This window comes from Mesorhizobium sp. B2-7-1, from assembly GCF_006440735.1.
In the GTDB taxonomy this organism is placed as follows: Bacteria; Pseudomonadota; Alphaproteobacteria; order Rhizobiales; family Rhizobiaceae; genus Mesorhizobium.
Map to the genome: position 1 here is coordinate 1 of NZ_VFUA01000002.1, position 26,047 is coordinate 26,047.

The window sequence follows — 26,047 nt, forward strand, 5'->3', positions numbered from 1 at the left end:
GCGCGCCGCCGCCACCTGGGGCTTGCTGCCGACGACGCGGATGTCGCGTCCCATCAGCGTGTAGTGCATGAACAGGCCGACGAGCAGGAAGGCGGCAAGCGTCACCAGGCTGCGCCAGGAAAGGACGGTGAGCAGCGGATCGTCCAGCGCCATGCCGGGGTCGAAATTGTCGGTGCTGATGACCTTACCGCCGGCGAGCCAGAAGGCGAAGCCGGAGAGCGCCATCATCGAGCCGACCGACACGACGAGCGACGATACCTTGAAGCGGCTGACGACGATCGCATTGACCAGGCCGACAAGCACGGCGAAGGCGAGCGCGGCGAGCATGCCGTGGACGAGATTGCCGGCGCCGATGACGAGCGTGATCAGGCCGCCCACGGCGACCATGGAGCCGACGCTCAGGTCGAACTCGCCGGCAATCATCGTCAGGGACAGGCCGAGCGCGACCATGCCGAGCAGCGCGAAGGACTGCATCAGGGCATAGAGATTGCGGCCGCTGATGAATGCCGGATTCCAGATCGCGAAGGCGGCGGCGAGGGCGGCGAGAAGGACAAGGCGCAGCAGTGTTGCGCCGGAGATCATCTTGGGCTTGCGGATCGCGGCCATGGTGTTACCTCCGGAAGCCGAGCGCCAGCGCGCCGAGGATGACCGAGCCGATCACCACCAGGCCCTTGACGATGAGCTGGATTTCCAGCGACAGGCCCTTGAGCAAAAGGATGTTGGAGATCATCGCCAGGAACACGGCGCCGATCGCCGCGTCGAGGACCCGGCCTTGGCCGCCCTTGATTGCCACGCCGCCGACGAGCACGGCGGCAATCGCGTCGAAATCCAGCCCCGCGCCGAGCTTGAGGTTGCCCTGCGCCGCCTGCGAGCCATAGAGCGCGCCGGCGAAGGCCGCGGCCATGGCGGCCAGCATATAGGCGAGTACCAGGGTGCGGCCGACGCGAAGGCCGGTGAAGCTGGCGGCCTTCGGGTTCAGCCCGATCAGGCGGAGCTCCCGCCCGAAGCGGGTCCGCTCGACGAGGAAGCTCAGCACGATCGCCGCAAGCAGGAAGAGTATGATCTGGTTGGGCAGGCCGAGGGTCCGCCCAACTCCGAGCCAGCTCGCATCTCCCTGGCCCACGACCGTCAGGCCGCCGGAATAGAAAGAGCCGGCGCCGGTGATGATCGAGGCCATCGCGATCGTGGTGATGATCGGATTGGTGCGGAACACACCGACGGCGATGCCCTGGGCCAAGCCGAACAGCCCGCCGATCAGGACCACCAGGACCACGCTCGCGAGCAGGCCGAAATGCAGGAAGGATGCGAAGAGGATGGTGGAGACGGCAGCGGTCGCGCCCATCGACAGCATGAAGAGATTGCCGGAGAGCGTGATCAGCGCCATGCCGACCGCGGCAATGCCGACGGCGGAGGTGGAGTACATGATCGCGGACACGTTGGCGCCGGAGGAAAAGCCGGGAATGGTGAATGAAGCCCACAGGGCGAACAGCACCGTTGCCGCCCACACGGCGGTGGACTGGATGCGTTCCGGCCGCATCAGGCTGGCGCCGAGCGCCGTCGCGTCGAATCCGGCCAAGGCCCTGCCTCCGCTCCTTATGTTGCCGTTGATGCTCATGCCGCCCTCCCGATGGCCGGGCCGCGCACGACGTCGCCCAGGATGGAATCCATGGTCGTTTCCTCGACCGGCAGGTCGCGAACGATCTCGCCGCGGAAGACGGTGATGACGCGCTGCGAGAGCTCCCGGATTTCCTCCAGGTCGGTCGAGAAGAAGAGGACGACCAGTCCCTCGCGGGCAAGCGCCTGGATTTCGCGGTAGATCTCGGCCCGGGCGCCGACATCGACGCCGCGGGTCGGCTCGTTCAGCACCAGGATCCTGGGCGAGAGCGCGACCGACTTGGCGATCGCCACCTTCTGCTGGTTGCCGCCCGAAAGCGTCGACGCCGCGGCCGGCAGCCGGCGGACGTCGATCTGGAACCGGCGGGCAAGCTCGCTCGCCTCTCTGCGCGCATCGGCGAGCGTCAGGACGCCGAAGCGGTTGAGGCGGTCGAGGATCGCCGCCGTGAGGTTGACCTCGATGGGAGCTCCGAGGAAGAGGCTCTTGCCGCCACGGTCTTCCGAGACATAGGCGATGCCGGCACGGCTCGCCGCGGCAATCGAGGTGACGTCGACCGCAGAACCGCCGACCTTGATCGTGCCGGCATAGTGTCGCTCCAGGCCGGCCAGCGTTTCGATCAGCGCGTTGGCGCCGGACCCCAGCTGACCGATGATGCCGACGATCTCGCCGGCGCGGAAGGCAAGATCGACGGGGCGGTATTTTCCGGCGACCCCGAGCCCCGCGAGTTCGATCGCCGTCGCCGCCGTGGCGCTGGCCCTGTTGCGCGTGGCGTGGGCCGAGGTCACCTCGCGGCCGATCATCTCGGCGACGAGTTCGTCATTGGTCCATTGCGCGGTCGGTTTGGTCAGGATGCGCTGTCCGTTCCGGAACACGGTCGTACGATCTGTGAGCGCGAAGATCTCCGGCAGGCGATGGCTGATGTAGACCACGGCCGTTCCCTTGGCGCGCAGCCAGCGCACCGTCGCGAAGACCCGCTGGATTTCGGCGTCGGAAAGGCTCGCCGTCGGTTCGTCGAGGATCAGAACGCGCGCCCCGCGCATCACGGCGCGGCAGATTTCGAGGAGCTGCTGTTCGGCGATCGAGAGCCTGCCGGCCTCGAGGTTGAGCGGCACATCCGACAGACCAAGCTGGTCGAGGGTTTCGCGTGCACGCGTCCTGTAACGGGCGCGGATGTAGAGCTGGGAAATATCGGGGTCGCCCAGAAGCACATTGTCCAGCACGGACAGATGCGGAATGATCGACAGCTCCTGGTAGACGACGGAAACGAGCTTCGGATCGGTGAGCTCGCCGGGCCGCAGCAACTGTCCGTCGACGCGGATCTCGCCTTCGTCCGGCGGCATGAGGCCGGCAATCATGCGCACCAGCGTGCTCTTGCCCGCGCCGTTCTCGCCGCAAAGGGCATGGATCTCGCCGGCATGCAGATCGAAGTCGATGCCTTTCAGCGCTTGGACCCCGCCGAACGACTTGCGCAGATTCGTGACCGTCAGAACGGCTTGCATAGCTCGTGGAACCTCCCAACGCCGCGCCTCCGAGCGGCAGGAAAGGCTTAAACGACAAGTTCGTCGGGGATCATGGATAAATGGTCCATATTGGACTTCAGGTGGGGTCAGCCATTTCCATTCGCGGATGGAACCCCTCGAAGCTGCCAACCGATTGACGGCAAAAGGGCCCCAAACCGACAAAGTGTCGGAAGTATCCGAGCATCATTGCGCCTAGGGTCGACGGACGATCATAGGAGATGTTGTTTCAGATGCGCGGCGCCGACCTGTTGATGGAAATGCTGATCGCCCACGACGTCGACCTGGTGTTCGGCGTGCCGGGCGACACCAATGTCGCGCTTTACGATGCGCTCAGGCAGGCTCAAGGCAAGGTGCGCCATGTGATGGTGCGCGACGAGCGGACCGGCGGTTTCATGGCCGACTGCTTCTCGCGGCTCTCCGGCAAACCGGCGGTGATGGAGGTGCCAAGCGGCGCCGGCGCCATGTATGCGCTGCCGGCGGTTGCAGAAGCGAATTTCTCGTCGCTGCCGATGATCCTCATCACAAGCGACACACCTCTCAAAATGGAGGCGCAAGGCGTCATCACGGAGCTCGAATGCGCAAAGCTGTTCGAGCCGGTGACGAAAGGCTCCTGGCAGGTGAAGTCGGCCGGCAAGATCCCGGAATATGTACGCCGGGCATTCCGCGTCGCCACCACCGGCCGGCCCGGCGCCGTGCATCTCGTGTTGCCGGAGGACGTGCTCGGCGCGGAGGTCGATCCCACCACGGTTTCGCTTCATGCCGATCGGAACTGCACCCGCTTCCCCGCCTATCCGGCAAGCCCGCGCTTAGAGGACGTAAGCCTCCTCGCCAACATGATCGGCGAAGCGAAAAAGCCGCTTCTGATCGCGGGGGGCGGGGTCAATCGCGGTCACGCCGGAACGCTGCTGCGCCGGACCGCCGAGCGCTTCAATGTTCCGGTCGTCAACACCATCACCGGCCAGTCCGCGCTCGCCGACGACCATCCGCTGGCGATCGGCGTGATCGGCGACAACGGGTTTCACCCGCACGCCAACAGGGCCGTCGAAGACGCCGACCTCTTAGTCTATCTCGGGTGCCGGATGGGCTCCGTCGTCACGGTAGGCTGGACCTTTCCCACGCCTCGCGCCGAACGTCTCCTGGTCCAGGTCGACATCGATCCGGTCGCCCTCGGCAACAATTCCGACAATGCGCTCAACATCTGCGCGGATGTGAATGCCGTTCTCGCGGCACTCCTGGCGCTGGAGGCGCCGGGTGGCAGCTCGCATCAGGCTTGGATCGACCAGCTGAACGCCTGGCGCGGCGCGTTCTGGCAGCATGTCCAGCCGGAGCTGACGGGCGACAGCGTGCCGCTCAAGCCGCAACGCGTGGTCAAGGCGCTCAACGCGCATCTGGAGAAGAAGCCTTATTCCATCCTGTCGGACCCGGGCACGCCGACCCCGCACATGACGCGGCTTCTGCGGCTGTCCAACCCGGACTCGACGTTCATCATCCCGCGCGCCTTTGGCGGCCTCGGCTATGCCTTGCCCGCCGTGGTCGGCGCCTGGCTGGCGCGGCCGGAGATCCGCCCGGTCGGACTGTTCGGCGACGGTTCCTTCGCCATGTCGATGGGCGAGCTCGAAACGATCGTGCGGCTCGATGTGCCGGCGCTGCTCATCCATTTCAGCAACGGATGCTTCGGCTGGATAAAGGCGCTGCAGCGGCTGCATGGCCACAACGCCACCTATTCGGTGGACTTCAAGCAACTCGACGCCGCCGCGATCGCCGCCGCCTTCGGGCTGCGCGCGTGGCATGTGCGAACGGCGGACGAGCTCGATGCCGCGCTTGGCGAAGCCTTCGCGCATGACGGTCCGGCATTCATCGATATCGAGGTCGAATCGATCGCGGATGTCGCGCCGCCGGTCATGTCCTGGCTGCGCCGCCTGGGCCGCGATCCGCTCGACCTGAAACCCGAGGCCGGGCCGCGCCTGGCCGATCGCGCGGTCCTGCCGGACCATTGATCAGCCGACAGCGATGGCCTGCCCGTTGCCGCGCTGAAAGTTGGTGGCCATGATGATCGAGGTGCGGCAGCGTTCCACGCCGGGCAGGCAGATGATCTCGTCGAGAACGGCGTCGACATCGTCCATCTGCGGCGCCTCGACGAGCAGGATCAGGTCGAACTCGCCGCTGACCGTATAGCAGCTCAACACTTCCGGAAGCATCTTCAGGTGCTCCATCAGCGCTGGCTGCATGCGCTGGACGATGCTCAGCATGACCAGCGCCCGGTTGGAATTGCCTTCGAGGCTCCGCGACAGGATCGTCGAATAGCCGGCGATGACCCGATTGCGTTCAAGCCTCGCCAACCGTTCGTGGACCGTGGTGCGTCCGAGCCCGAGCTTCTTCGCCAGGTCGGTGACGGATTCGCGCGCGTTGGCGACGAGCAGGGCGATCAGCTTGCGATCGACGCTGTCGAGATTGATGTTTTTTCTCGCGCTGAAACCGTTGCTCTTCTCGGTTTGGCGGTGGGCCAGCGTCATCAGTATCCCCCCCGATAGGCATGCCGGCGGCCCGCGGCCTGGAAAAAGTCGATCATGGTCAGGAAATCGAAGACGTGCCGCCCTGTCGCGCGCTGAACGGCGGCGGCGTAAGGCGGCAGGTTGGAGCATTCCAGAAGAATGGCGCCGACCTCCGGGTGCTGGGCGACAAGGCCCTTCGCACGCTCGACGATTTCCGCCTCGACCGCGTCGGTGTCGAGCGTCCCTTCCTCGTCAAGGATGGCGGAGCGGAACGCCGGGGCGTCCTCCATGCCCACAATATGAACGTCGCGCGTCGGGTTTGGATAGGCAAGCGACAGAAGCGGCTGGGTGAGCCGGCTGGAGTTGGCGCAGATGATGCCGATCGATGCGCGAGGTGCCAGCGTGGCGGCGATCAGCGGCAGTTGCAGCAGGCTCGACAGCATGACCGGAACCTTCAGCGCGGTCGCCACCTCGTCCTGGAAATGGAGCATGTAGCCGCAGTCGCTGGTGATCGCCTTCACCCCCATATCCTGCAGCCTGAGCGCGGCCGCGATCACGTCCCGCGCCATCGAGCGGTCGCCCTCGTTGATCAGGCTGTCGATCGTGACCGAGCGTATCGTCTCGTAAAGCACGGGATAGCGGTAGCTCGATGCGTTGCCGACATCTCCGGGCGGGAAGGGGTTCGAACAGGCGATCAGCAGGATGCCTATTTCGTGCCCGTAACTCTGCGCGTCGCCGCGCACGCGATAGATCGCCAATTCAGTTCTCCCATTCGTCCGTCATTTCGTCGGTCGACGGCGCTCGCCTCTTCCATATAAATCCATTATAGTGGAATCAACTGCAATGTCATCCGCAACGACAATCTCCGGAGTATCGATGGCCCACGCATATCGCGAGATCACGCTGATCATCGGAAAGTCGCGCATCGGGGCGGCGGAGCGGCATAGAAGGCTGGTGGTGGATCCGGCGACCGGCGAGACGATCGGCGCGCTGCCGATCGCGACGGCCGACGACATCCGTGCAGCCGCCGAAACGGCCGGCCGCGCCTTCGAGCAGTGGCGCAAGACCTCCAGCCATCAGCGGCAGTCGATCCTGCGCGCCGCGGCGGCGGCCCTGCGCGCGCGGCGCGAGCAACTGGCCTGGACCATCACCACGGAGCAGGGCAAACCGCTTGCCGAATCGCGCGGCGAGACCGACGCCTCCGCCGAAACGCTCGAATGGTTTGCCGATGAGGCGCGCCGGTCCTATGGCCGGATCATTCCCTCGCGCTTTCCCGGTAATCGCCAACTCGTGGAGATCGAGCCGGTCGGACCGGTAGCGGCCTTCGCGCCCTGGAATTTTCCGCTCATCAACTCCATCCGCAAGATCGCGCCCGCCCTGGCGGCCGGATGCAGCATCGTGATCAAGCCCGCGGAGGAAACGCCCGGCGCCACATTGATCGCGGTCGAATGCCTGCTCGAGGCCGGGTTGCCCGAAGGCGTCGTCAGCGTCCTCTACGGCAATCCCGCCGAGATATCGGAAGGCCTCATCCGCTCGCCGGAAATCCGCAAGATCTCGTTCACGGGCTCGGTGCCGGTGGGACAGTCGCTCGCGGCCTTGGCAGCAACCCACGGCAAACGCAGCACCATGGAGCTCGGCGGCCATGCGCCCGTCATCGTCCTCGACGATGTCGATGCAGCGCAGGTCGCGGCAATGGCTGCCGCGGGGAAATTCCGCAACGCCGGCCAGGTCTGCAACGGCGCGACCCGGTTCTACGTGCAGCGCGGCGTCTACGATGCCTTCCTCGAGGCCTTTGCCGACTATGCGAGGGCGATCGTCGTTGGGGATGGACGCAAGGACGGCGTGCAGATGGGCCCGCTCGCCAACGATCGCCGGGTGGTGGCGATGGAGCGCTTCACCGCCGATGCGCAGCGGCGCGGCGGCGGCGTGATCGGCGGCGCTCGCCTTGGCAATGTCGGCAATTTCTTTCAGCCGACCATCTTCCACGACCTCGACCCCGAGGCGGATGCCTATCGCACGGAACCCTTCGGTCCGCTGGCGCTCGTCGCGCCTTTCGAAAAGGAGGCTGAGGCGCTGCAGCGCGCCAACGACATCAATGTGGGCCTGTCGTCCTTCGTGTTCTCCGACAGCGCGAAGCGGCAACGGCGCATGATCGACGGCCTGCAGGCCGGACTCGTAGGCGTCAACACCTTCACGGTCAGCTTTCCCGAAACGCCTTTCGGCGGCATCAAGGAAAGCGGCCATGGCCATGAGGGCGGCAGCGAAGGGCTCGAACCTTACCTGGTCAAGAAGTTCGTGCATGTCGCCTGATCCCACGCAGCAGATGCACGACGTCGCCGTCATCGGCGGCGGCATTGTCGGCCTGTCGGCCGCCCTGGAACTGCAGTCGCGCGGGCGGCTGGTCATCGTCATCGATCCGGACGACGAGTATCGCCGTGCCTCCTACGGCAATGCCGGAGTGCTCAGCCGCGGGTCAATTCTGCCGGTGGCCGGACCTGGCATCTGGAACAATTTTTTTCGATATGCGCGCAACGCGGACCCAGCCGTCAGGCTGCGCTATTCATCCTTGCCGGCACTGTGGCCGTGGCTGCGTCGCTTCCTGCGCGCCGCCAACCAACAAGCGCAGCGCGACAGCGCCGCCATTCTCAATCCGCTCGTCGAGGCGGCCTTCGCGCGTCACATCGCGTTGGGGGAGATCGCCGGGACGATCCCGCTCATCCATCGCGACGGATGGCTTCGGCTCTACCGCTCGGACACAAATCTGGCTGGTATTGCTCTGGAGCGCGAAATTCTGGGCGAGCATGGGGTCGAGACGGAGCTTCTCAGCGGCGAGGCGATCTATGAGCTCGAACCGTTTCTGGCGCGCCGCTACGCGCATGGGCTGCTGTTCACGCAGACGGGCTCGGTCCAAAGTCCGGGCGAAGTCGTGCGCCGCTTCACGGCCGCGTTTCGCGCGCGCGGCGGCAAATTCCTGAAGGGCAGCGCGACCGGCCTGCGCCAGACTGCGACGGGCGTCGATGTTCGAACGCGCGACGGCGTCGTCCATGCCGGCCATGCGGTGGTGAGCGCCGGCGCCTGGAGCGGCGGTCTGCTGCGGGAGCTTGGGTATCGGATTCCGCTGGCCTCCGAGCGCGGCTATCACGCGCATTACCGGCTGCGGGAGGGCGCGAGCCTTGGCCGCGCCATCAACGACACGAGCGCCGGCTTCGTCGTGGCGCCGATGAATGGCGAGGTGCGGCTGCTGACGGGCGTCGAGCTTTGCCGGCCCGACGACCCGCCCCGACCGCGTCAGCTCGATCTTGCTGCCATGGAGGCAGCCAGAACCTTGCCGCTTGGCGAAGCCGCAGGCCCGGTCTGGTCGGGCAATCGCCCGTCCACGCCCGACAGCCTGCCGGTGATAGGGCTCGCGCCCAACCACGACCGTGTCGTCTTGGCCTTCGGCCACGGTCATATCGGCTTTTCGACCGGGCCGGTGACGGGTGACATTGTCGCGCGACTCATCTGCAAGGAACGCCAGACGATCCCGATTGCGGGCTTCGATGTCAGACGCTTCTCTCAATCCGCCGCGAAACAGTGAGTCGATGATGAGCCGCAACGGGGAACTGCTTTATCTGTCGCGCGACGATGTGCTGCGCTGCGAGATCGGGCCTTCGGATCTGCTGGCCGCGGTCAGCGATGCCTTCAAGGCCAAGGCGGCGCAGGGAGCGCGGACCGCCAAGCCGATGTCCTTCGAGGCGAACGGCGGATATTTCGACGGCAAGGGCGGATATTTGTCGGGTTTTTCCGGCCTGAAATGGTACGGCTATTTTGCCGCCAATGCCGGGCATGGCCAGCGTGATTTCTGGCCGATGATCATCCTGAACGAGGCACAGACGGGGCTGCCGGTGGCGTTCATCGATGGCACCTGGATTTCCGAGATGCGGACCGCGGCGATCTCGGCGGCCGGCGCCACCCGACTCGCCGATCCGAACGCGCGAAGCATCGCCTTCATTGCCTGCGGCCAACAGGCAAGAAGCCATCTCCAGGCATTCGGCGCGGCATTTCCCCTGGCGCGTGTTCTTGCCTATGGCCGCCGCAGGGAAACCGCCGAAGCGTTCGTGAACGAGGCCCGCGCGATGGGATATGACGCCGAGGTGATGGAAGCGCCGAGGGCGGCGATCGAGGACGCCGACATCGTCATCAGCAGCGTGCCGCACAGAACCCTGAACGACGGTTTCCTTGATGCGTCGTGGCTCAAACGCGACGCGTTCGTTTCAATGGTGGATTTGGGCTACAGCTGGCAACGTCGATCGTTCGGCGAGATAGAACTGCTGGCCACGGACGACCGCGACCAGGTACCGCCGGGCCGCGGCTACAATACCGACCGGGTGCTGGAGAAGGATCTTGCCGATCTGCTCTCGCAAGCCAGGACCGATCAACCCCTGGCGGGCCGAAGGGCTCTTATCTTCGCCGGCTCCGGCCTTGCCGACGTGGCAGTCGCGCGCCTTGTGGTGGACAGGGCCACGACCATGGGAATCGGACGCAGGCTGCCGCTTTGATCCTGTTGCCGAGACCGCTCACATTCTGATGGTCACGGACAACGCGCGGGCAGGCTTGCCCGTCGGGCTGGTGAAGGCGTGGCCGATGCGCGCATCGAAGCAGATGCTGTCGCCCTTGCCGATCTTCAGCGGCTCGTCGCTGCCTTCCCTGTGGAAGAGGGCCGTTCCCTCCAGGACATAGACAAAGTTTTCATCGTCGTGGCGATCCCATTGCTCGAACTGGGAAATGTCCGTCGCCTCGATGGTGAACTCCGTCACGATCAAGGGCGAGTTGGCATATAGGCCTGCGTCCAGGAACCGCAGCAGGTAAAGCGATGTCGAATGCATCGATCCTTCGTCGCTGCGGGTGAGCTTAACGTCCTCAGATTTTTCGGGGGTCCGACCTTCCATCAACTGCATCATGCCGATGCCAAAGCCCTGCGCGAGCTTGTTGAGGGCGTTGTAGGTCGGCGACATCTGCTGCCGCTCGATCTTGGAGAGAGCCGAGCGCGAAAGACCGGTGTGCTCGCTGGTCACGTCCAGCGTCCATCCCCGTTCGTCCCGCAGCGCCTTTATGCGCTTGGCGAGAAGCATGGATGGCTTCGAAGTGGGGTTGGTTTCAATTTCGGCGGTGCGGGCTGGCGGCATCAGGCCTCGGTCTGGGGAAGAGGAGATAGCGACAATTTAGCGGCAGTTTGACGAATCGTCACGACCCTTCGCACACATCGTCGGGACGCCTGTTGACGTTTCTCCTATCGTGGAATATCATCTTTCCATAGATAAAAAGGGGAAGCTCTCCAGAATCTGTACAACAAAATTGAAGTGCAATCCAGATGAATCGAATATCGATTTACTGATTGCGCTGTATTAGTTGCGCACATGCGGAGAAATTGGCGCGTACTCATGCTGTTTCGAGAATAAAATCTGGAATCGCATCGATTTCGCGCGCCTAAACAACGGAGATGGTTGGAATGACTGTGTCGAAACGTATCTGCAAGCGTGCGTTTGCAGGGGCTGTGGCCTATCTGGCGCTTGCCGGCGCTGCCTTTTCCCAGTCCAGCGAAGTCCGGATCGAGCCGGGCGCGCCGATCGTGATCGGCGGCTACTGGGTCCTGTCCGGAGGCGATGCCGCTCTCGGCAACGACCAGAAGCGGGGCGTCGAACTGGCCATCAAGGACCTGAACGGCACGATCCTCAACCATCCGGTCCGCCTGCTTGCCGAAGACAGTCAGTGCAGCGCCGAAGGCGGCCAGACGGCAGCGACCAAGCTCGCCTCCAATCCGGCGGTCGTCGGCGTGATCGGCCCGTCCTGCTCCAGCGAGGCGACGGCCGCCGCGCCGATCCTGTGGAACGCCGGCCTGGTCAGCATCGGCACCTCCGCGACGGCGCCGTCCCTTACCGCGCCGGACCGCAAGGCCGACTACAAGGGTTTCCTGCGGACCGTGTTCAGCGACGCCGACCAGGGGCCGGCCGATGCCAAATGGATCCATGATGGATTGAAGGCCAAGACCGTTGTCACCATTCATGACGGCAGCCCCTATACGCAGCAGCTTACCGCGGAGATGGCCAAGACCTTCACCGGATTAGGCGGCAAGATCGCGTCCCAGGAAGCGGTCGCGCCGACGGATGTCGACATGCGCCCCTTGCTGGCGCGCATCGCCACCGAGAAGCCCGACGCGGTGTATGTGCCGATCTTCGTTCCCGCGACCGCGCAGATCTTGAAACAGGCCAAGCAGACCCCCGGGCTCGAGAAGGTCGCCTTCATCGGCGGCGGCGGCACGATGTCGCCTGACATCATGGATGCCGCGGGCGACGCGGTCATCGGCTTCTACGGCGCGTTCCCGGACGTCACGCCCGAGGCCCAGGGCAAGGATTATCCCAAGCTCCTGCAGAACTACCAGGACGAGTATGGCGAAGCGCCGACATCGGGTTTCGTCGCCAACGCTTATGACGCGCTGACGCTGCTCAGGATGGCGCTGGAGAAGTCGGCCAAGACCGAGGCCGACGGCACCGTGGTCGTCGACAAGAAGGCGCTTCACGACGCGCTCTTCACGATCAAGTTCAGCGGCATGAGCGGCGATATCTCCTGCACCGCCGACGGCCAGTGCTCAGCCTTCAAGCCGGGCATCTACCAATACCAGAGCGCGGATCGCTCGAGCTTCGCGATCGGTACGAACCCGAAGAAAATCTACCCCTGAAATTGATTGGACTTGCTCATCGCGGTACGCCAGTCGATCGGCGTGCCGCGCCACGAGGGCAGTTGCATCGGACAGTGAATGAGCGAGACAAGCCTTATCACGGCGGCGCCGGGAGCGAGCGCCCGCAAGCGCATCAACGGCATTGACATCTTCATGTGGGTGCTGCGCTGCGCGGTGGCTGCCATCGCGCTGTTCGGCACCGTGGCCACGCTGCTCGAAGGGCGCTACTCGCTCGCCCAGTGGTTCGACTTCGCCATGTTCGGGCTGACGCTGGGAAGCGTCTATGCCTTGATCGCGCTTGGCTACACCATGGTCTACGGCGTGCTCAGGATGATCAATTTCGCGCATGGCGACATCACCATGACGGGAGCGTTCGCGGGCTATTTCGTCGCCACCGGCGCATCGCGAAGCGGGCTGTTGGCGGCGCATCCGATCCTGGCGATCCTCGCCATCTTCACGATCGCAATGGTCACATGCATCGCGGTGGCGCTGGCCACCGAGCGGTTCGCCTATCGGCCGTTTCGCAACAGTCCCGGCCAGGCGCCGTTGATCTGCGCCATCGGCGTGTCGTTCGTGCTGGAACAGACCGTGCGCGGCATGTTCGGCTCCGGCGTCAAGTCCTATCCGGTCACCCCCTGGCAGGATGCCGTCGTCACCCCGCTGGGCATGCGGATCCCGGTCATCAACCTCTTCGTCATGGGCTGCGCGATCTCTGCCATGGTGATCCTCTATCTCATCGTTCATCGCACCCGCATGGGAATGGCGATGCGGGCCGTCTCCGAAGACAAGGCCGCCGCTTCCCTGATGGGTGTCGATGTCGACCGCGTCGTGGTCTTCGCGTTCGCGCTCGGCGGTGCGATGGCAGGTGTCGCCAGCGTCTGCTATGCGCTGATCTACCAGCAGGTCCATTTCTTCATGGGCTTCGCGCCGGGCATCAAGGCGTTCGGCGCCGCCGTTCTCGGCGGCATCGGCAGCATACCGGGCGCTATGGTCGGCGGAATGTTCCTCGGTCTGATCGAGGCCGTCGGGCCGGCATTGTTCCTTGATGGGCTCGGCATAACGGCACCCTATCAACTGCGTGACGCCATTGGCTTCCTGGTGCTTTTGATGGTCCTCATCTTCAGGCCGCAAGGACTGTTCGGTGAAGCCATGGCGAAGAAGCGGGCATGAGCGTGCAGCAGGACGATCTCGACGGGCGGCTGAGCCGCCACTTGCGGCGCGGCATCGTGACCGGAGCCGGCGCGGCGCTGATCGCGATCTATCTGGGGAGCGTCGGGCTGCTGGCGATGATGAACGCCCGCCCCGTCGTCGCCAATGTCCTGACGCTCGCGCAAACCGCGCTGCTGGCGATCGCTTTTCTGGTCGGACTGCTCAGCCAGCGAACATCCGCGAAAGATCGCAGCCCGGTCTTCTGGACTGCTCCGCTCGCCGGCCTCGTTGCCGGCCTTCTGGCGGCCGGGTTCGCCAGCCTGATCCTCAGCATCAATCTGCGCTCGATCTTCATCGCGCTCACGCCGCCGCTGGCGCGGCTGCTGACCTTCGGACAACCGGGCATTTCGGGTGCCGGCCTGCTGGTCGCCGGCTCGGTGGTCGCGGCTTCGGCCGGCGCACTCTATCAACGCCTGCCGCACAAGGTCCGGCGCCTGATCTTCCCCGCCGCGCTCGCCGTGCTTTTGTGCGGCATGTTCCAGGAGTTCATCCAGGTCATCCTGCAAAGCAACGCCCTGTTTCGCTGGTTCGCCCCGTGGTTCTATGGCTGGGACGGATTGACCGCCAGGGGAGGGCTGACGATCTTCGCGATCGCGCTGGCCTTCGCTGCCCTGCCGTTTCTGGTTCGCAGGCCCGGCGGTTTTGCCGGCTCCGCCGGCAGTCATCCATGGCGTCGATCCGCGCCTGCACTGCTGGTGTTGCTGCTGCTGCTCCTGGTTCCGATCGCCGGCGGTCCCTACATCGCGCAGGTCTTCCTGCTGATCGGGCTCTATGTGCTGATGGGCATGGGCCTCAACCTGGAGCTCGGCCTTGCCGGCCTGCTCGACCTGGGCTTCGTCGCCTTCTTCGCGACCGGCGCCTACATCACCGCCATCTTGACGGCGGACAGCCCGCTTGCGCTCGCGCACTACACGGCAGTGCCCAGCTTCCCGTTCTGGGCGGCAATGCCGCTCGCGGTTCTCGGCGCCGTGCTGATGGGCATCCTGTTCGGCATCCCGGTGCTCGGGGTCAAGGGCGACTACCTCGCGGTCGCCACGCTGGGGCTCGGCGAGATCGTGCGGATCGTGGTTCAGTCCGATGCGGCCGCACCCATACTCGGCGGCGCCCAGGGCATCCTGCAGATACCGAAGCCGCAGATCGGCGGCTTCCAGTTCGGCAGCGCGGTGTCGCTGTTCTACTTGACGCTCGCCGCGGCCATTTTCGCCGCCTACTGCGCCTGGCGGCTGGAACGATCGCGGCTCGGCCGGGCCTGGATCGCGCTGCGCGAGGACGAGGATGTCGCGCAGGCGATGGGCATAAACCTCGTGCAGAGCAAGCTGCTCGCCTATGCCTTCGGCGCGGCGTTCGCGGGGTTGGCCGGCTCCATCTTCGCGGTGATGGTGAATTCGGTGTTTCCTTCGAGCTTCCAGTTGCTGATGTCGATCAACGTGCTGGCGCTGATCGTCGTGGGCGGGCTGGGCAGCCTGTCCGGCGTCGTCCTGGGCGCGCTGGTCCTCATCGGCCTGCCGGAAGCGCTGCGCGAATTCGGCGAATTCCGCTACCTGTTCTACGGACTGGCGCTGATCCTCACCATGCGGCTGATGCCTGAAGGCCTGTGGCCGGCAGGTCGCCGGCGGCGCAGGATAGTAGTCCCCGCGACAGGCGCCCGGAGCGCTCAGGCGGCACGGCCATGACGCAAAACGCTGTTCTTCGCGCCGTGCGCATGGGCAAGCGCTTCGGCGGGCTGGTGGCCATAAACGCGCTCGACCTCGAGGTTCGGGAAGGGGCGATCTGCAGCATCATCGGGCCGAACGGAGCGGGCAAGACGACCGTTTTCAATTGCCTGACCCAGATGATCTCGCCAAGCTCGGGAGAAGTGTATTTCGCTGGCACGCGCATCGACGGCATGTTGCCCGACATGGTGGTGGCCACCGGCATTTCCCGCACCTATCAGACGATCCGGCTGTTCCGGAACATGACGGCGCGCGACAACGTGCTCGTCGGCATGCATCTGCACCTCAAGCATTCGAGCTGGTGGGGCTCGCTGCTCAACCTCAGATCCAATCGCGAAGCGGAGCGCGAGGCCGCCATCGAGGCCGATCGACTGCTCGAATTCGTCGGCCTCAAGGGCAAGGGCGACATGGTCGCCGACCATCTCTCCTATGGTGAGCAGCGGCGCCTCGAAATCGCGCGCGCGCTCGCGACGCGCCCGCGCCTGCTCATGCTCGACGAACCTGTTGCCGGCATGAACCCGAGCGAGACCTCCGAAATGGCCGTCTTCATCCGAAGGCTGCGCGACGAGCTCGGCATCACCATTCTTCTGATCGAGCATCAGATCAAGATGGTGATGGAACTGTCCGACCAGGTCGTCGTGCTGGATCATGGCGTCAAGATCGCGGACGGAGTTCCCGTCGACGTCCAACGCAACCCCGACGTCATCAAAGCCTATCTCGGATCGGGCGGCAGTCGTGGCGCCAAGCGCGTGGCGAGCGGCATCGAGCACGCGCTGGCTTCCGCCGCGAAGGAAGGCCATCCATGATCCTCGAAATCGAGAACATGTCGCTTGCCTATGGCAACATCGAAGCCGTGCGCGGCGTTTCGATCAAGATCGTGGATGGCGGCATCGTCGCGCTGGTGGGGGCCAACGGCGCCGGCAAGAGCTCCACGCTCAACGCCATCAGCGGGCTGATCCCGATCAAGAACGGCAGCATAAGGATAGACGGGCAATCGTCGGCGGCGCTCAAGCCGCACGAGATCACGCGCCGCGGCATCGTCCAGGTGCCGGAAGGGCGGCGGATTTTCGGACGCCTCTCGGTCGAGGAAAATCTGCTGATGGGCGCATTTTCGAGAACCGATCATGCGGCGATCGCGGAAGACCGCGACCACATGTTCGAATTGTTCCCCAGGCTGAAGGAGCGGCGCCGTCAGGTCGCGGGCACGCTCTCGGGTGGCGAGCAGCAGATGGTGGCAACAGCGCGCGGGCTGATGGCGCGGCCAAGGGTGCTGCTCATGGACGAGCCGTCGATGGGCCTCGCGCCCCTGGTGGTGGAGCAGGTGTTCGACACGATCCAGGCCATCAACGCGGCCGGCACGACAGTCCTCCTGGTCGAGCAGAACGCGCTCATGGCATTGGAAATCGCCCACCACGCCTATGTCATGGAGCATGGCGAGATCGTGCTCGAGGGGCCGGGTGCGGAACTGGCCGTCGACGAGCGCGTGGTCTCGATCTATCTCGGTTGAACCGTATCCGGCCTGGGCGCGAAGATCGCCGCCGTGGCCGGCATACCTATGCGCCTAAGATGCTGTCCGCGATCTTCTCGCCGATCATCATCGTGGTCAGATTGATGTTCGCGCTCGGTATGGAGGGCATGATCGAGGCGTCCGCGACGCGCAGCCGCTCGACGCCATAGACCAGGCCTTTCGGATCGACGACGGCGTAGGGGTCGTCCGGGGCGCCGATCCTGCAGGTGCCGCAGGGGTGCCAGTCGCCCTGCACGCCGGCGCGGATCCACGCCTCCATCGTCGCATCGTCGGCAAGCGTGCGCTCCAGCGGAAAGCGCTGGTCGACGGCCGCGCCGAGCACCATGCGCCGTGCCGGGCCGCCGAGATCGAGCAGGCTCGCGGCGACGTTGGTGACGAGCCTGTTCCAGGGTGTCGGCGCTGAGAGATTGCGCAGCGACTCGGCATAGATGCCTGGCCAGAAGCCGCTGACGAAGCCGCTCACCGGATCCGTGGACAGGAAACCGGCGACCCGCCTGGCGGTCGACTTGAACCGCGCAAGGTCCCGTTCATCAGACAGGTAATTGAAGGCGACGAACGGCTCGGCTTCCGGCGACGCGGCGTTGAGCCGGACAATGCCTTTCGAGTAAGCCTTGTTGGGGCCGAAATTGACCGTGGCCAGTCGCTGGCCAAGGCGGGTTGCCGCGAAGCGCCCGGACACGGTCAGCTTCATGTCGACCGGCGCGCAATCCGGATGGCCGGAGCTCCAGCGCATATGCATCAGGAAGCCGTTTCGCGCGGCGGGCGAGAGCCGGCCATGGTCGCGAAGGTGGACGCCGAAGCCAATCAGCGGGTGGTCGAGCAGGTTTTCGCCAACGCCGCGGCGATCGCATAGAACCGGAACGTTCACCTCGCCAAGATGCTCCGCGCGGCCAATTCCGGCACGCATCAGCAGGGCAGGTGTGTGCAACGCGCCGGCCGAGAGAATGATTTCTCCGGCCTCGATCCACTGTTCCTGTCCCTTGATGACGACATTGACGCCGGTTGCCCTGCGTCCTTCGAATGTCAGCGAGCGGACGGTGGAACCAGCGAGAATCCGGAGATTGGGGCGGCGGCGGGTCGATTCATCGAGATAGCCGGCGGCCGCGGAGACGCGATGATTGTAGGCGTTGTTGCGGCCGAAGGGGAAACAGGCGTCCCCGGTCTGCTGGTGGCTGTCGTCGAGATAGGGGATGCCGACTTTTCCGACAGCGTCGCGAAAGGCCAGCGCGAACGGGCTCCAATGCTCCGGGAATGTCCGGCGGATCGGGATGCGTCCCTGCGTGCCGCTCAGCGGCGTGGCGAAATCCAGGTCGCGCTCGATCCGCTTGAAGAGAGGCAGGCAATCGTTCCAGGACCAGCCGGAAGCGCCAAGCTCCTGCCATTCGTCGTAGTCCGCGGCGAGACCGCGGATGAGCACCTGGCCGTTGACCGACGAGCCGCCGCCCATCACGCGGGCCTGTTCGTAGCGCCGGGGTTTCATGTCGGCCTTGACCTGCGCCTGGGACTTGTTGCCGAGCGCGCCGGTATAGGCTTCGAGGCCGGTCCAGTAGCGATATGGCTGGAAATAGTCCGGCAGGAAGGCGTCGGAATAGATCGCGTCCGGAACGGCTTCCGGCGGCGTGTCCGGCCCCGCTTCGACAAGGCAGACGCTGCGCCTGGGGTCCGCGGACAACCTGTTGGCAAGCACGCAACCCGCGGAGCCGCCACCCACAATCACATGATCGAAAAGCATGCGATCTCCATAATTCCACTATAGGAGAACGTCAATGGCGCGATCGGCGATCCACCGATTTAGAAGGCGTTGGAGGACGGTCGTGGCGGAGGAACGGGTGCTGGCGGGTCGTCGCGTAGTGCAACCGGCAGGTCGGCTTGCCACCGCCGCATCATGCCGTGCCTGCTACTTGTCCTATCAGCCAGGCGGTGAAGCGCTGCGCAAGCTCGTTCGTCCGGCCCGATTCCGGCACGACGGCGTAATAGCTGTTTTCGGTCGTGATCGGCTTGTCGACCATCACGGCAAGCTTGCCGGAAGCGAGTTCCCGATCGATCAGGTAACGAGGCAGGAGCGCATATCCCATGCCGGCGATGGTGGCTTCGATGATCATCGAGAACTGATCGAACCGGTGTCCCCTGCAGGCCCTTTCGGTCGGCAGGCCGACATGTTCGAACCATCGCGACCACAGCTTTGGGCGGGTCGCCAAGTGGAGCAGGGGCTTTTCGAGCAGGTCCGCGGGAGCCATATCGCCCGCTTCCTTCGCCAGCGCGCCGCTTGCCACCGGCAGGATCGACTCGCTGCACAGATAAGTGCATGTGCCGCGCGCCCAGACCGGCTGGCCATAGTGGATCGCCATGTCGAAGTTTTCGTCCTCGAAGTCGAACGGCGTCGAGCGCGATCCCACATTGAGGATCACGCCCGGGTGGCGGCGCAAGAAATCGGGCAAGCGGGGGCTCAGCCAGCGGCTGCCGAATGTCGGCAAGGTGGCGATGCTCAGGCTCGACGCGGCATCCGCCGACGACATCGCGCGCAGCATCGTCTCCTCGGTCTGCTGCAAGAGCTTGCGCGCTTCCGGCAGGAAGCGCCGACCGTCTTCGGAAAGCACCACGCGCTGCCGGATCCGCTCGAACAGCAGGGTTCCAAGGAAACGCTCGAGCTCCTTGACCTGCCGGCTGACCGCGCTCTGCGTCAGATTGAGCTCACGCCCGGCGCGCGTGAAGCTCGCGTGCCTCGCCGCGCATTCGAAGGCCTGGACCGCGACCAGGTCCGGTATCAGCTTTCTGCTCAGTGTCATGCGTATCTCGCATCAACCCAGTCGAATTTATCAAAAACAACCTCTAAAGAAAGCAGATATCACTCCTATCTGGAATGATCTTTCCTTTTCTTCGAAGTGAGGCGCACCGATGCGAGACGCTGGTTTCGTTTCCCGCGACGATATCCGGGCCGACTTTTCGGCGGCGATGTCGGCAATGTACAAGGTCGAGGTCCCGGCCTACGGCATGCTGATGGAGCTGGTCGCCGAGGCGAACGCGGAAGTGCTGGCCGGCGATCCGGAGCTGCGGACCAGCCTGGAAGCCACGGATTCGCTCGATCGCATCTCGCAGGAGCGGCACGGGGCGATCCGCCTTGGGACGCCCGCCGAACTGTCGATGATGCGGCGCGTCTTCGCTGTCATGGGCATGTATCCGGTAGGCTACTACGACCTCAGCGCCGCCGGCGTGCCGGTCCATGCTACGGCGTTCCGGCCGGTCGACGCCAGGACGCTCAGCCGTAACCCTTTTCGCGTCTTCACGTCCCTGCTTCGTCTCGACCTGATCGGCGACGAGACGCTGCGGGCCGAGGCGCAGCAGGTTCTCGCGGCCCGGCGGATTTTCAGCGACGGCGCGATCGCGCTCACCGAAAAGGCCGAGAGGCAGGGTGGCCTTGATCGGCGTGACGCCGACCGCTTCGTCGACGAGATCCTCGAGACATTCCGCTGGCACGATCGGGCCTGCGTAAGCGCGGATATGTACCAAAGACTGCACCGTCAGCATCGGCTGGTTGCCGATGTCGTGTCCTTCAAGGGGCCGCACATCAATCACCTCACGCCGCGCACGCTCGATATCGACGCGGTGCAGGCGCGCATGCCGTTGCGAGGCATCGAACCCAAGGCGGTTGTCGAAGGTCCGCCGACCCGCCGGTGCCCGGTCCTGCTCAGACAAACATCCTTCAAGGCACTCGAAGAGCCGGTGTCGTTCCAATCGGATGACGGCGCCTGGATGACCGGTTCGCACACGGCGCGCTTCGGCGAGATCGAGCAGCGCGGCATCGCGCTGACGCCGAAGGGCAGGGCACTCTACGACAGGTTGCTCGACGAGGCCCGCAAGATCGCCACGCCGTCGGCGGATGGTTCGAATGCGGCAGACTACGGCGCGGCGCTGGCCGGGCGGTTCAAGTCGTTTCCGGACAGCTGGGAGGAAATCCGAGCCGCTGGACTTGGCTATTTCACCTATTCGCTGACCGAGCTCGGGCGCACAGCCCGCGGCGGGCGCGATGACGATGTCGAAAGGCTGTTGGCCGAAGGGCTGCTGCGTTTCGATCCGATCGTCTACGAGGATTTCCTTCCCGTCAGCGCGGCCGGCATCTTCCAGTCGAATCTCGGCGATGAGGCGACAGAGGCTTTTGCCGCCAGCCCCAACCAGCAAGTTTTCGAAGCCGCTCTCGGCGCCAGCGTTGTCGACGAGTTCGCGCACTATGCAGCCATCGAAAGGCGGTCGATCGAGAATTGCCGGAGCGCGCTGCGCGGCCTGCAGGCGGCGGAATAGGCAGGATGGTCGAAACCCGAGCACGGCATCTGCCGCAAAGGCCTATTGCGAGCTCTATGCCGGACAGAAAAGCAAAGACCTCGCCGCTGGACTGAAACGGCAGACGCCGCCCGGCAAATCGGTGCCGCGCGTTTCGGTCAGCGCGAACAAACAGGAGTTTGGAATGAACATCGCACATAAATCCATAAGCTTAGCCAAGGAAACGGCCTCACTTCTTGAGAAACTGGGCGTGGCCAGGGATGCGCTTGTCGGCGGCGACCTTGTCGTGCGCAGCCCGGTGACGGGCGAAGAGATCGCGGCGCTCAAGTCGATCTCGGCAGCGGACGCCGGCAAGGCCATCGATGCCGCGCACAAGGCCTTCCAGGCCTGGCGGCTGGTGCCTGGACCGAAGCGCGGCGAGCTGGTGCGGCTGCTCGGCGAGGAATTGCGCGCGCATAAGGACGAACTCGGCCGGCTGGTGTCGATCGAGGTCGGCAAGATCCCGTCCGAGGGTCTGGGCGAAGTCCAGGAAATGATCGACATCTGCGATTTCGCCGTCGGCCTGTCGCGGCAATTGTATGGCCTCACCATCGCCACCGAGCGCCCCGGACACCGCATGATGGAGACCTGGCATCCGCTGGGCGTGGTCGGCGTGATCTCGGCCTTCAACTTCCCGGTCGCGGTGTGGTCGTGGAATTCGGCGCTCGCCTTCGTCTGCGGCGATGCCGTGGTGTGGAAGCCGTCGGAAAAGACGCCGCTGACCGCGCTTGCCTGCGAGGCGATCTTCAAGCGCGCCGCAAAGCGCTTCGGCACCGATGCGCCGGCAGGCCTGCTGCAGGTGCTGATCGGCGACCGCGCGGTTGGCGAGGTGCTGGTCGACCATCCGAAGGTGCCGCTGGTCTCGGCCACCGGGTCGACGCGCATGGGCCGCGAGGTCGGTCCGAGGCTTGCCAAGCGCTTTGCCCGGGCCGTGCTGGAGCTCGGCGGCAACAATGCCGGCATCGTCACGCCCACCGCCGATCTCGACATGGCGCTCAGGGCCATCGCCTTCGGCGCCATGGGCACTGCCGGCCAGCGCTGCACGACGCTGCGGCGCCTGTTCGTGCATGACAGCGTCTACGACGCGCTCTTGCCGCGGCTGAAGAAGGCCTATCAGTCCGTCTCGGTCGGCAATCCGCTGGAAGGCAAGGCGCTGGTCGGTCCGCTGATCGACAAGGGCGCCTTCGACAACATGCAGAAGGCGCTGAAGGAAGCCATCGCCCATGGCGGCAAGGTGACGGGCGGCGCGCGCGTCGAGAACGGCCACCCGGACGCCTATTACGTGCATCCGGCGCTGGTCGAGATGCCGAAGCAGGTATCGCCGGTGACGGAAGAGACCTTCGCGCCGATCCTCTATGTGATGAGATACACCGATTTCGACGAGGCGCTGGAACAGCACAATGCGGTCGGCGCCGGGCTGTCGTCATCGATCTTCACCCGCGACCTGCAGGAATCGGAGCGCTTCCTTGGCGTCGACGGCTCGGATTGCGGCATCGCCAACGTCAACATCGGCACCTCGGGCGCCGAGATCGGGGGGGCGTTCGGCGGCGAGAAGGAGACCGGCGGCGGCCGCGAGAGCGGCTCGGATGCCTGGAAGGCCTATATGCGCCGCGCCACCAACACGGTGAATTTCTCCAAGGCGCTGCCGCTGGCCCAGGGTGTCTCGTTCGATATCGATTGAACCGCAACGGCGCCGCGAAAGCGGCGCCGTTTTCCAATTGCCGCAGAGAAGGTCAGTCGACGCAGGTGGAGGGCGTGCAGACGGCCGTGACGCTGGACAATTTCTGACGCTTGTTCAACGTCGGTTTCTCATAGGTTTTCTTCATAAGCTTTCCCCATGCGCGGTGTTGCCGAAGGCGCGCAGCGTGCCGTGAGTACAAGCTTCGCGATGTGACGACATCTCCCGCGCGGGAGATATCGCTTCTCAGAGAGCCTTCCCGGTGGTCGGATCGAACAGGCGAAGCGCATCCGCGTCGAAGACAAGGGCGCATGGCTGGCCCTTGGCGACACGGGCTTGCGGCGGCAAGGTCGCCGTCAGCCGTCGCGTTCCGGTGCGGGCAGTGGTGACCTGCTCGGGACCGGTCAGTTCGACGACGTCGATCTCGACGGGTAGCGACAGTTCCGCACCGCTGTCCGATCCGAGGCGTAGCGCTTCGGGCCTGATGCCGACAACAACAGGAGTACCGTTGCGGACAGCATTGGCGTAGCGGCCCGGCAGCGCCAGCCGCGCATCGGTGCCGGCAATGGCGAGCTTGCCCTCCTCGACGGTCGCTTCCAGCATGTTCATCGCGGGCGCGCCAACGAAACCAGCCACATAGAGCGTCGCCGGATGGTTGTAGATCTCCTGCGGCGTGCCGAGCTGCTCGATACGACCGTCGCGCATCACGGCGATGCGGGTCGCCAGCGTCATCGCCTCGATCTGGTCGTGGGTGACGTAGACCACCGTGGTGCGCAGCATCTCGTGCAGGCGCTTCAATTCGGTGCGCATCTCGAGCCGCAGCTTGGCGTCGAGGTTGGAGAGCGGCTCGTCGAACAGGAAGACCTGCGGCTTGCGCACCAGCGCCCGGCCGATGGCGACGCGCTGGCGCTGGCCGCCGGAGAGCTGGCCGGGCTTGCGGTCGAGCAGGTTCTCGATCTGTAGGAGCTTCGCCGTCTCGCGCACGGCCCGGTCGCGCTCGGCGGCAGGAACCTTGCGCATCTCCAGGCCGAAGCCGATGTTGCGGCTGACGGTGAGGTTCGGATAGAGCGCGTAGGACTGGAAGACCATGGCGATGTCGCGGTTCTTCGGATGCACGCCGAGCACGGACCGCCCGCCGATCAGAACGTCGCCGCTCGTTGCCTCGGCAAGGCCGGCGATGATGTTGAGCAGGGTGGACTTGCCGCAGCCGGACGAGCCGAGCAGCACGAGGAACTCGCCGTTCTCAAGCGCGATGTCGATGCCTTTCAGCGTTTCGACGCTGCCGTAATTCTTGCGGACATCGCGGATTTCAAGCGCGCTCATGGACGGCATCCTCGAATCGGATCGGCCCGCCATAGTCGCGGGGCAGTGTTGAGATGGCGCGCGACGCCACCTGGACGGCGGCGGACAGGCAGTTCTCCAGCGGCCGTCCCTGTGCCAAGGCGGCCAGGAAGGCGGCGTTGAAGACATCGCCGGCGCCGATCGTGTCGACGACGGTGACGCGGGGTGCCGGCACTTCAATGAGCTCGCCGTCGGCGCCGATGGCGATCGCGCCGTCGGGCCCGCGCTTGACGACGACGGTTGCCCCACCCTTCATGCCGTCGCGGATCTTGCGCGCCGCCTGCGCCGGATCTGCCAGGCCGGCCAATGTCGTCGTCTCGACCTCGTTGAACAGGGCCAGCGCACAGCGCGACAGCCAGCCGCGCGCGGCAGCGCAGTTTGCTTCCGTCCAGCCATCGATCGGCCAGCCGGTGTCGAGCGCAACGGCGATGCCATGCGCTTCGGTCCAGCCGAAGAAAGCGTCGTAATCGCGCGTCAGGTCCTCGGTGAGGAAAGAGCCGCAGAGCAGCGCATAGCCGCCGGAAAGCCGATTGCCGTCCAGCACGGAGAGCACGTCGGCCAGGCCGAAGCGGGGCAGGTGGCCGCGCGTGGTGAAGAAGGTGCGCTCGCCGTCGGGATGGGTCATGCCGACCGACAATGTCGTGCCTTCGGGACGAACCGGCCAATTTTGCGCGCGGCGCCCGAAGGCATCGCGCAGCCAGCGGCCGAACTGGTCGTCGCCGAGATTGGCGGCGATGTCGAAGTCGATGCCCAGCGCCTGCCAGGCGAGCGCGGTGTTGCCGGCCTGGCCACCGACGCGCAGGTCGTCGTGGTCGACGACGGTCTCGGTGCCAGCCTTCGGCCAGGGCGCGACCGGCCCGACGATCAGGTCGACATTGACGTTGCCGATCACCGCGAGCGGCCGCATCATTCGCTCCTGGTGATCTTGGTGGTGCGCACCGGCGTTCCAGCGTTCTCGACGCGGGAGTCGGCGAAGGCGATCATCAGACGCTGCGCCGCCGGCAGCATGGCAAAGACCGCCGCCAGCCCCGAGGCACGCTCGAACCTCAACGTGACGGCGCCCGCGACCGGCGACATGGCCGAGGCATCGAAGACGATCAGCGGCGCGCCGGCTTCGACGACCGATTCGGCCATCGCGGTGACGAGATCCGCAGTCGGGTCGTTGCCGCGGAAAAGCACGATGCCGATCTTGGGACCGAGCATTTCCATCGGCCCGTGGCGAAGCTGGCCGCCCTCGAGCGAGTAGCAGGGCAGGCGCGACAGTTCCGTGAGGCCCAGCGCCAGCGCTTCGGCCACACCTTGCAGGCTGCGGCCCGATGTGACCACGGTCGCCACATTGCCGAGCGCCGCAAGGGCGGCATCGACTGCAACCGTTTCCGGCACTTTAAGCGCCGCAAGGGCGGCGGCGGGATCTTCGCCAAGCGCCGCGAGGATGGCGAGATGCAGGGCGAAAGTCACCGTCAGGCTGCGGGTCGCGGCAAAGGCAAGCTCGGTGCCGCCGGCGCCGACGAGGCAAGGCACTGTCCGGCCGAGAAACGAGCCGGCCTCCAGCGTCAGGCCGAAGGTTTCGGCGCGATCGCCGGTCCCGGCGAACCAGCGCAGCACCTCGGCGCTCTCGCCGGACTGCGAGGTGACGATCACCGTCCTGCCGTCAAGCGGCAGCGGCTGGCCAAGCTGTTCCGACAGCGGCGTCGCGATGGCATCGATGCCGTGCGCGCGATAGAGCGGCTCGACGGCGCGCGCGACGGCATGCGAGGCGCCCATGCCGAGCAGGACGAGCCTGCCGTTCTTCCTGATCGAGGCGGCCACCTCGGCGGCTGCCTCTCGATTGCTCTCGAAGGAGGCGAGCGCATCCGCATGCTGGCGCGCCATCTCGCGGTCGATGGCGACGAGCCCTGCGGGGCGGTTCTTTTGTGCAGTCAT

At 65.3% G+C, this 26,047-nt stretch carries 21 protein-coding genes and 1 pseudogene; 11 read left to right on the forward strand and 11 right to left on the reverse strand.

The window, feature by feature from the left end; all coding sequences use genetic code 11:
• From FJ471_RS01090 to FJ471_RS01100, 3 genes and pseudogenes are all read right to left on the reverse strand, one after another.
• Positions 1-606 (reverse strand): annotated as a pseudogene (locus tag FJ471_RS01090) (ABC transporter permease); the annotation flags it as partial.
• Between the two features lie 4 nt (positions 607-610).
• The gene (locus tag FJ471_RS01095; RefSeq protein ID WP_224670453.1) at positions 611-1,615 is read right to left on the reverse strand and encodes an ABC transporter permease; all 1,005 of its coding nucleotides are present in this window, start codon (positions 1,613-1,615) and stop codon (positions 611-613) included.
• Positions 1,612-3,114, reverse strand: a complete 1,503-nt coding sequence (locus tag FJ471_RS01100) for a sugar ABC transporter ATP-binding protein (RefSeq protein WP_140801338.1) — start codon at positions 3,112-3,114, stop codon at positions 1,612-1,614. Before FJ471_RS01100 ends, FJ471_RS01095 begins: the two co-directional genes overlap by 4 nt.
• A gap of 251 nt (positions 3,115-3,365) precedes the next feature.
• Here FJ471_RS01100 and FJ471_RS01105 point away from each other — a divergent pair, with 251 nt between their 5' ends.
• Entirely contained in the window at positions 3,366-5,132 is a 1,767-nt protein-coding gene (locus FJ471_RS01105; protein WP_140801339.1) for a thiamine pyrophosphate-binding protein, read from the forward strand.
• Here the strand turns inward: FJ471_RS01105 and FJ471_RS01110 are convergent, their stop codons facing one another.
• Entirely contained in the window at positions 5,133-5,648 is a 516-nt protein-coding gene (locus tag FJ471_RS01110; RefSeq protein ID WP_140801340.1) for an Lrp/AsnC family transcriptional regulator, read from the reverse strand. It abuts the gene before it with no gap.
• Positions 5,648-6,385: an aspartate/glutamate racemase family protein gene (locus FJ471_RS01115; RefSeq protein ID WP_140801341.1), complete on the reverse strand. Its 738-nt coding sequence runs from the start codon at positions 6,383-6,385 to the stop codon at positions 5,648-5,650. The genes FJ471_RS01110 and FJ471_RS01115 overlap by 1 nt, the downstream gene beginning before the upstream one ends.
• Before the next feature lie 118 nt (positions 6,386-6,503).
• Here FJ471_RS01115 and FJ471_RS01120 point away from each other — a divergent pair, with 118 nt between their 5' ends.
• Genes FJ471_RS01120 through FJ471_RS01130 form a run of 3 tightly spaced genes read left to right on the forward strand, consistent with a single transcriptional unit; the run spans position 6,504 to position 10,165 of the window.
• Complete coding sequence (locus FJ471_RS01120; protein ID WP_140801342.1) at positions 6,504-7,937, forward strand: NAD-dependent succinate-semialdehyde dehydrogenase; 1,434 nt, start codon at positions 6,504-6,506, stop codon at positions 7,935-7,937.
• Positions 7,927-9,204 carry an FAD-binding oxidoreductase gene (locus FJ471_RS01125; protein WP_181179061.1) on the forward strand — a complete coding sequence of 426 codons (1,278 nt, stop codon included), beginning with the start codon at positions 7,927-7,929 and terminating at the stop codon, positions 9,202-9,204. The genes FJ471_RS01120 and FJ471_RS01125 overlap by 11 nt, the downstream gene beginning before the upstream one ends.
• Before the next feature lie 4 nt (positions 9,205-9,208).
• The gene (locus FJ471_RS01130) at positions 9,209-10,165 is read left to right on the forward strand and encodes an NAD(P)-binding domain-containing protein (protein ID WP_181179063.1); all 957 of its coding nucleotides are present in this window, start codon (positions 9,209-9,211) and stop codon (positions 10,163-10,165) included.
• An 18-nt stretch (positions 10,166-10,183) separates the two neighbouring features.
• Here the strand turns inward: FJ471_RS01130 and FJ471_RS01135 are convergent, their stop codons facing one another.
• Entirely contained in the window at positions 10,184-10,792 is a 609-nt protein-coding gene (locus tag FJ471_RS01135; RefSeq protein WP_140801345.1) for a cupin domain-containing protein, read from the reverse strand.
• A gap of 323 nt (positions 10,793-11,115) precedes the next feature.
• Here FJ471_RS01135 and FJ471_RS01140 point away from each other — a divergent pair, with 323 nt between their 5' ends.
• The 5 genes from FJ471_RS01140 to FJ471_RS01160 all read left to right on the forward strand — a co-directional run bounded on the left by FJ471_RS01140 (position 11,116) and on the right by FJ471_RS01160 (position 16,770).
• Positions 11,116-12,342, forward strand: a complete 1,227-nt coding sequence (locus FJ471_RS01140) for a branched-chain amino acid ABC transporter substrate-binding protein (RefSeq protein ID WP_181179065.1) — start codon at positions 11,116-11,118, stop codon at positions 12,340-12,342.
• A gap of 78 nt (positions 12,343-12,420) precedes the next feature.
• Positions 12,421-13,512, forward strand: coding sequence for a branched-chain amino acid ABC transporter permease (locus tag FJ471_RS01145; protein WP_140801347.1), 1,092 nt, complete (start codon positions 12,421-12,423; stop codon positions 13,510-13,512).
• Positions 13,509-15,224: a branched-chain amino acid ABC transporter permease gene (locus tag FJ471_RS01150; protein ID WP_140801348.1), complete on the forward strand. Its 1,716-nt coding sequence runs from the start codon at positions 13,509-13,511 to the stop codon at positions 15,222-15,224. Before FJ471_RS01145 ends, FJ471_RS01150 begins: the two co-directional genes overlap by 4 nt.
• Positions 15,221-16,069, forward strand: coding sequence for an ABC transporter ATP-binding protein (locus FJ471_RS01155; protein WP_140801349.1), 849 nt, complete (start codon positions 15,221-15,223; stop codon positions 16,067-16,069). Before FJ471_RS01150 ends, FJ471_RS01155 begins: the two co-directional genes overlap by 4 nt.
• Positions 16,069-16,770, forward strand: a complete 702-nt coding sequence (locus FJ471_RS01160; RefSeq protein ID WP_210241990.1) for an ABC transporter ATP-binding protein — start codon at positions 16,069-16,071, stop codon at positions 16,768-16,770. Before FJ471_RS01155 ends, FJ471_RS01160 begins: the two co-directional genes overlap by 1 nt.
• Before the next feature lie 46 nt (positions 16,771-16,816).
• Here the strand turns inward: FJ471_RS01160 and FJ471_RS01165 are convergent, their stop codons facing one another.
• The gene (locus tag FJ471_RS01165; protein ID WP_140801351.1) at positions 16,817-18,523 is read right to left on the reverse strand and encodes a GMC family oxidoreductase N-terminal domain-containing protein; all 1,707 of its coding nucleotides are present in this window, start codon (positions 18,521-18,523) and stop codon (positions 16,817-16,819) included.
• A gap of 151 nt (positions 18,524-18,674) precedes the next feature.
• Positions 18,675-19,577, reverse strand: a complete 903-nt coding sequence (locus FJ471_RS01170) for a LysR family transcriptional regulator (RefSeq protein WP_140801352.1) — start codon at positions 19,575-19,577, stop codon at positions 18,675-18,677.
• Between the two features lie 109 nt (positions 19,578-19,686).
• On the opposite strand from FJ471_RS01170, the gene FJ471_RS01175 reads away from it, so the two are divergent.
• Together FJ471_RS01175 and FJ471_RS01180 are read left to right on the forward strand one after the other, a co-directional pair.
• Positions 19,687-21,087, forward strand: coding sequence for a VOC family protein (locus tag FJ471_RS01175; protein ID WP_140801353.1), 1,401 nt, complete (start codon positions 19,687-19,689; stop codon positions 21,085-21,087).
• A 163-nt stretch (positions 21,088-21,250) separates the two neighbouring features.
• On the forward strand, positions 21,251-22,786 hold the full coding sequence (locus tag FJ471_RS01180) for an aldehyde dehydrogenase family protein (protein ID WP_140801354.1): 1,536 nt from the start codon (positions 21,251-21,253) through the stop codon (positions 22,784-22,786).
• Between the two features lie 243 nt (positions 22,787-23,029).
• On the opposite strand, the gene ugpC is transcribed toward FJ471_RS01180, so the two are convergent.
• From ugpC to FJ471_RS01195, 3 genes are read right to left on the reverse strand one after another with little or no spacing between them, the layout of a single operon-like run.
• Positions 23,030-24,106, reverse strand: a complete 1,077-nt coding sequence (gene ugpC / locus FJ471_RS01185) for a sn-glycerol-3-phosphate ABC transporter ATP-binding protein UgpC (protein WP_140801355.1) — start codon at positions 24,104-24,106, stop codon at positions 23,030-23,032.
• Entirely contained in the window at positions 24,093-25,031 is a 939-nt protein-coding gene (locus FJ471_RS01190; RefSeq protein ID WP_140801356.1) for a PfkB family carbohydrate kinase, read from the reverse strand. The genes ugpC and FJ471_RS01190 overlap by 14 nt, the downstream gene beginning before the upstream one ends.
• Complete coding sequence (locus tag FJ471_RS01195) at positions 25,031-26,047, reverse strand: SIS domain-containing protein (RefSeq protein WP_140801357.1); 1,017 nt, start codon at positions 26,045-26,047, stop codon at positions 25,031-25,033. The genes FJ471_RS01190 and FJ471_RS01195 overlap by 1 nt, the downstream gene beginning before the upstream one ends.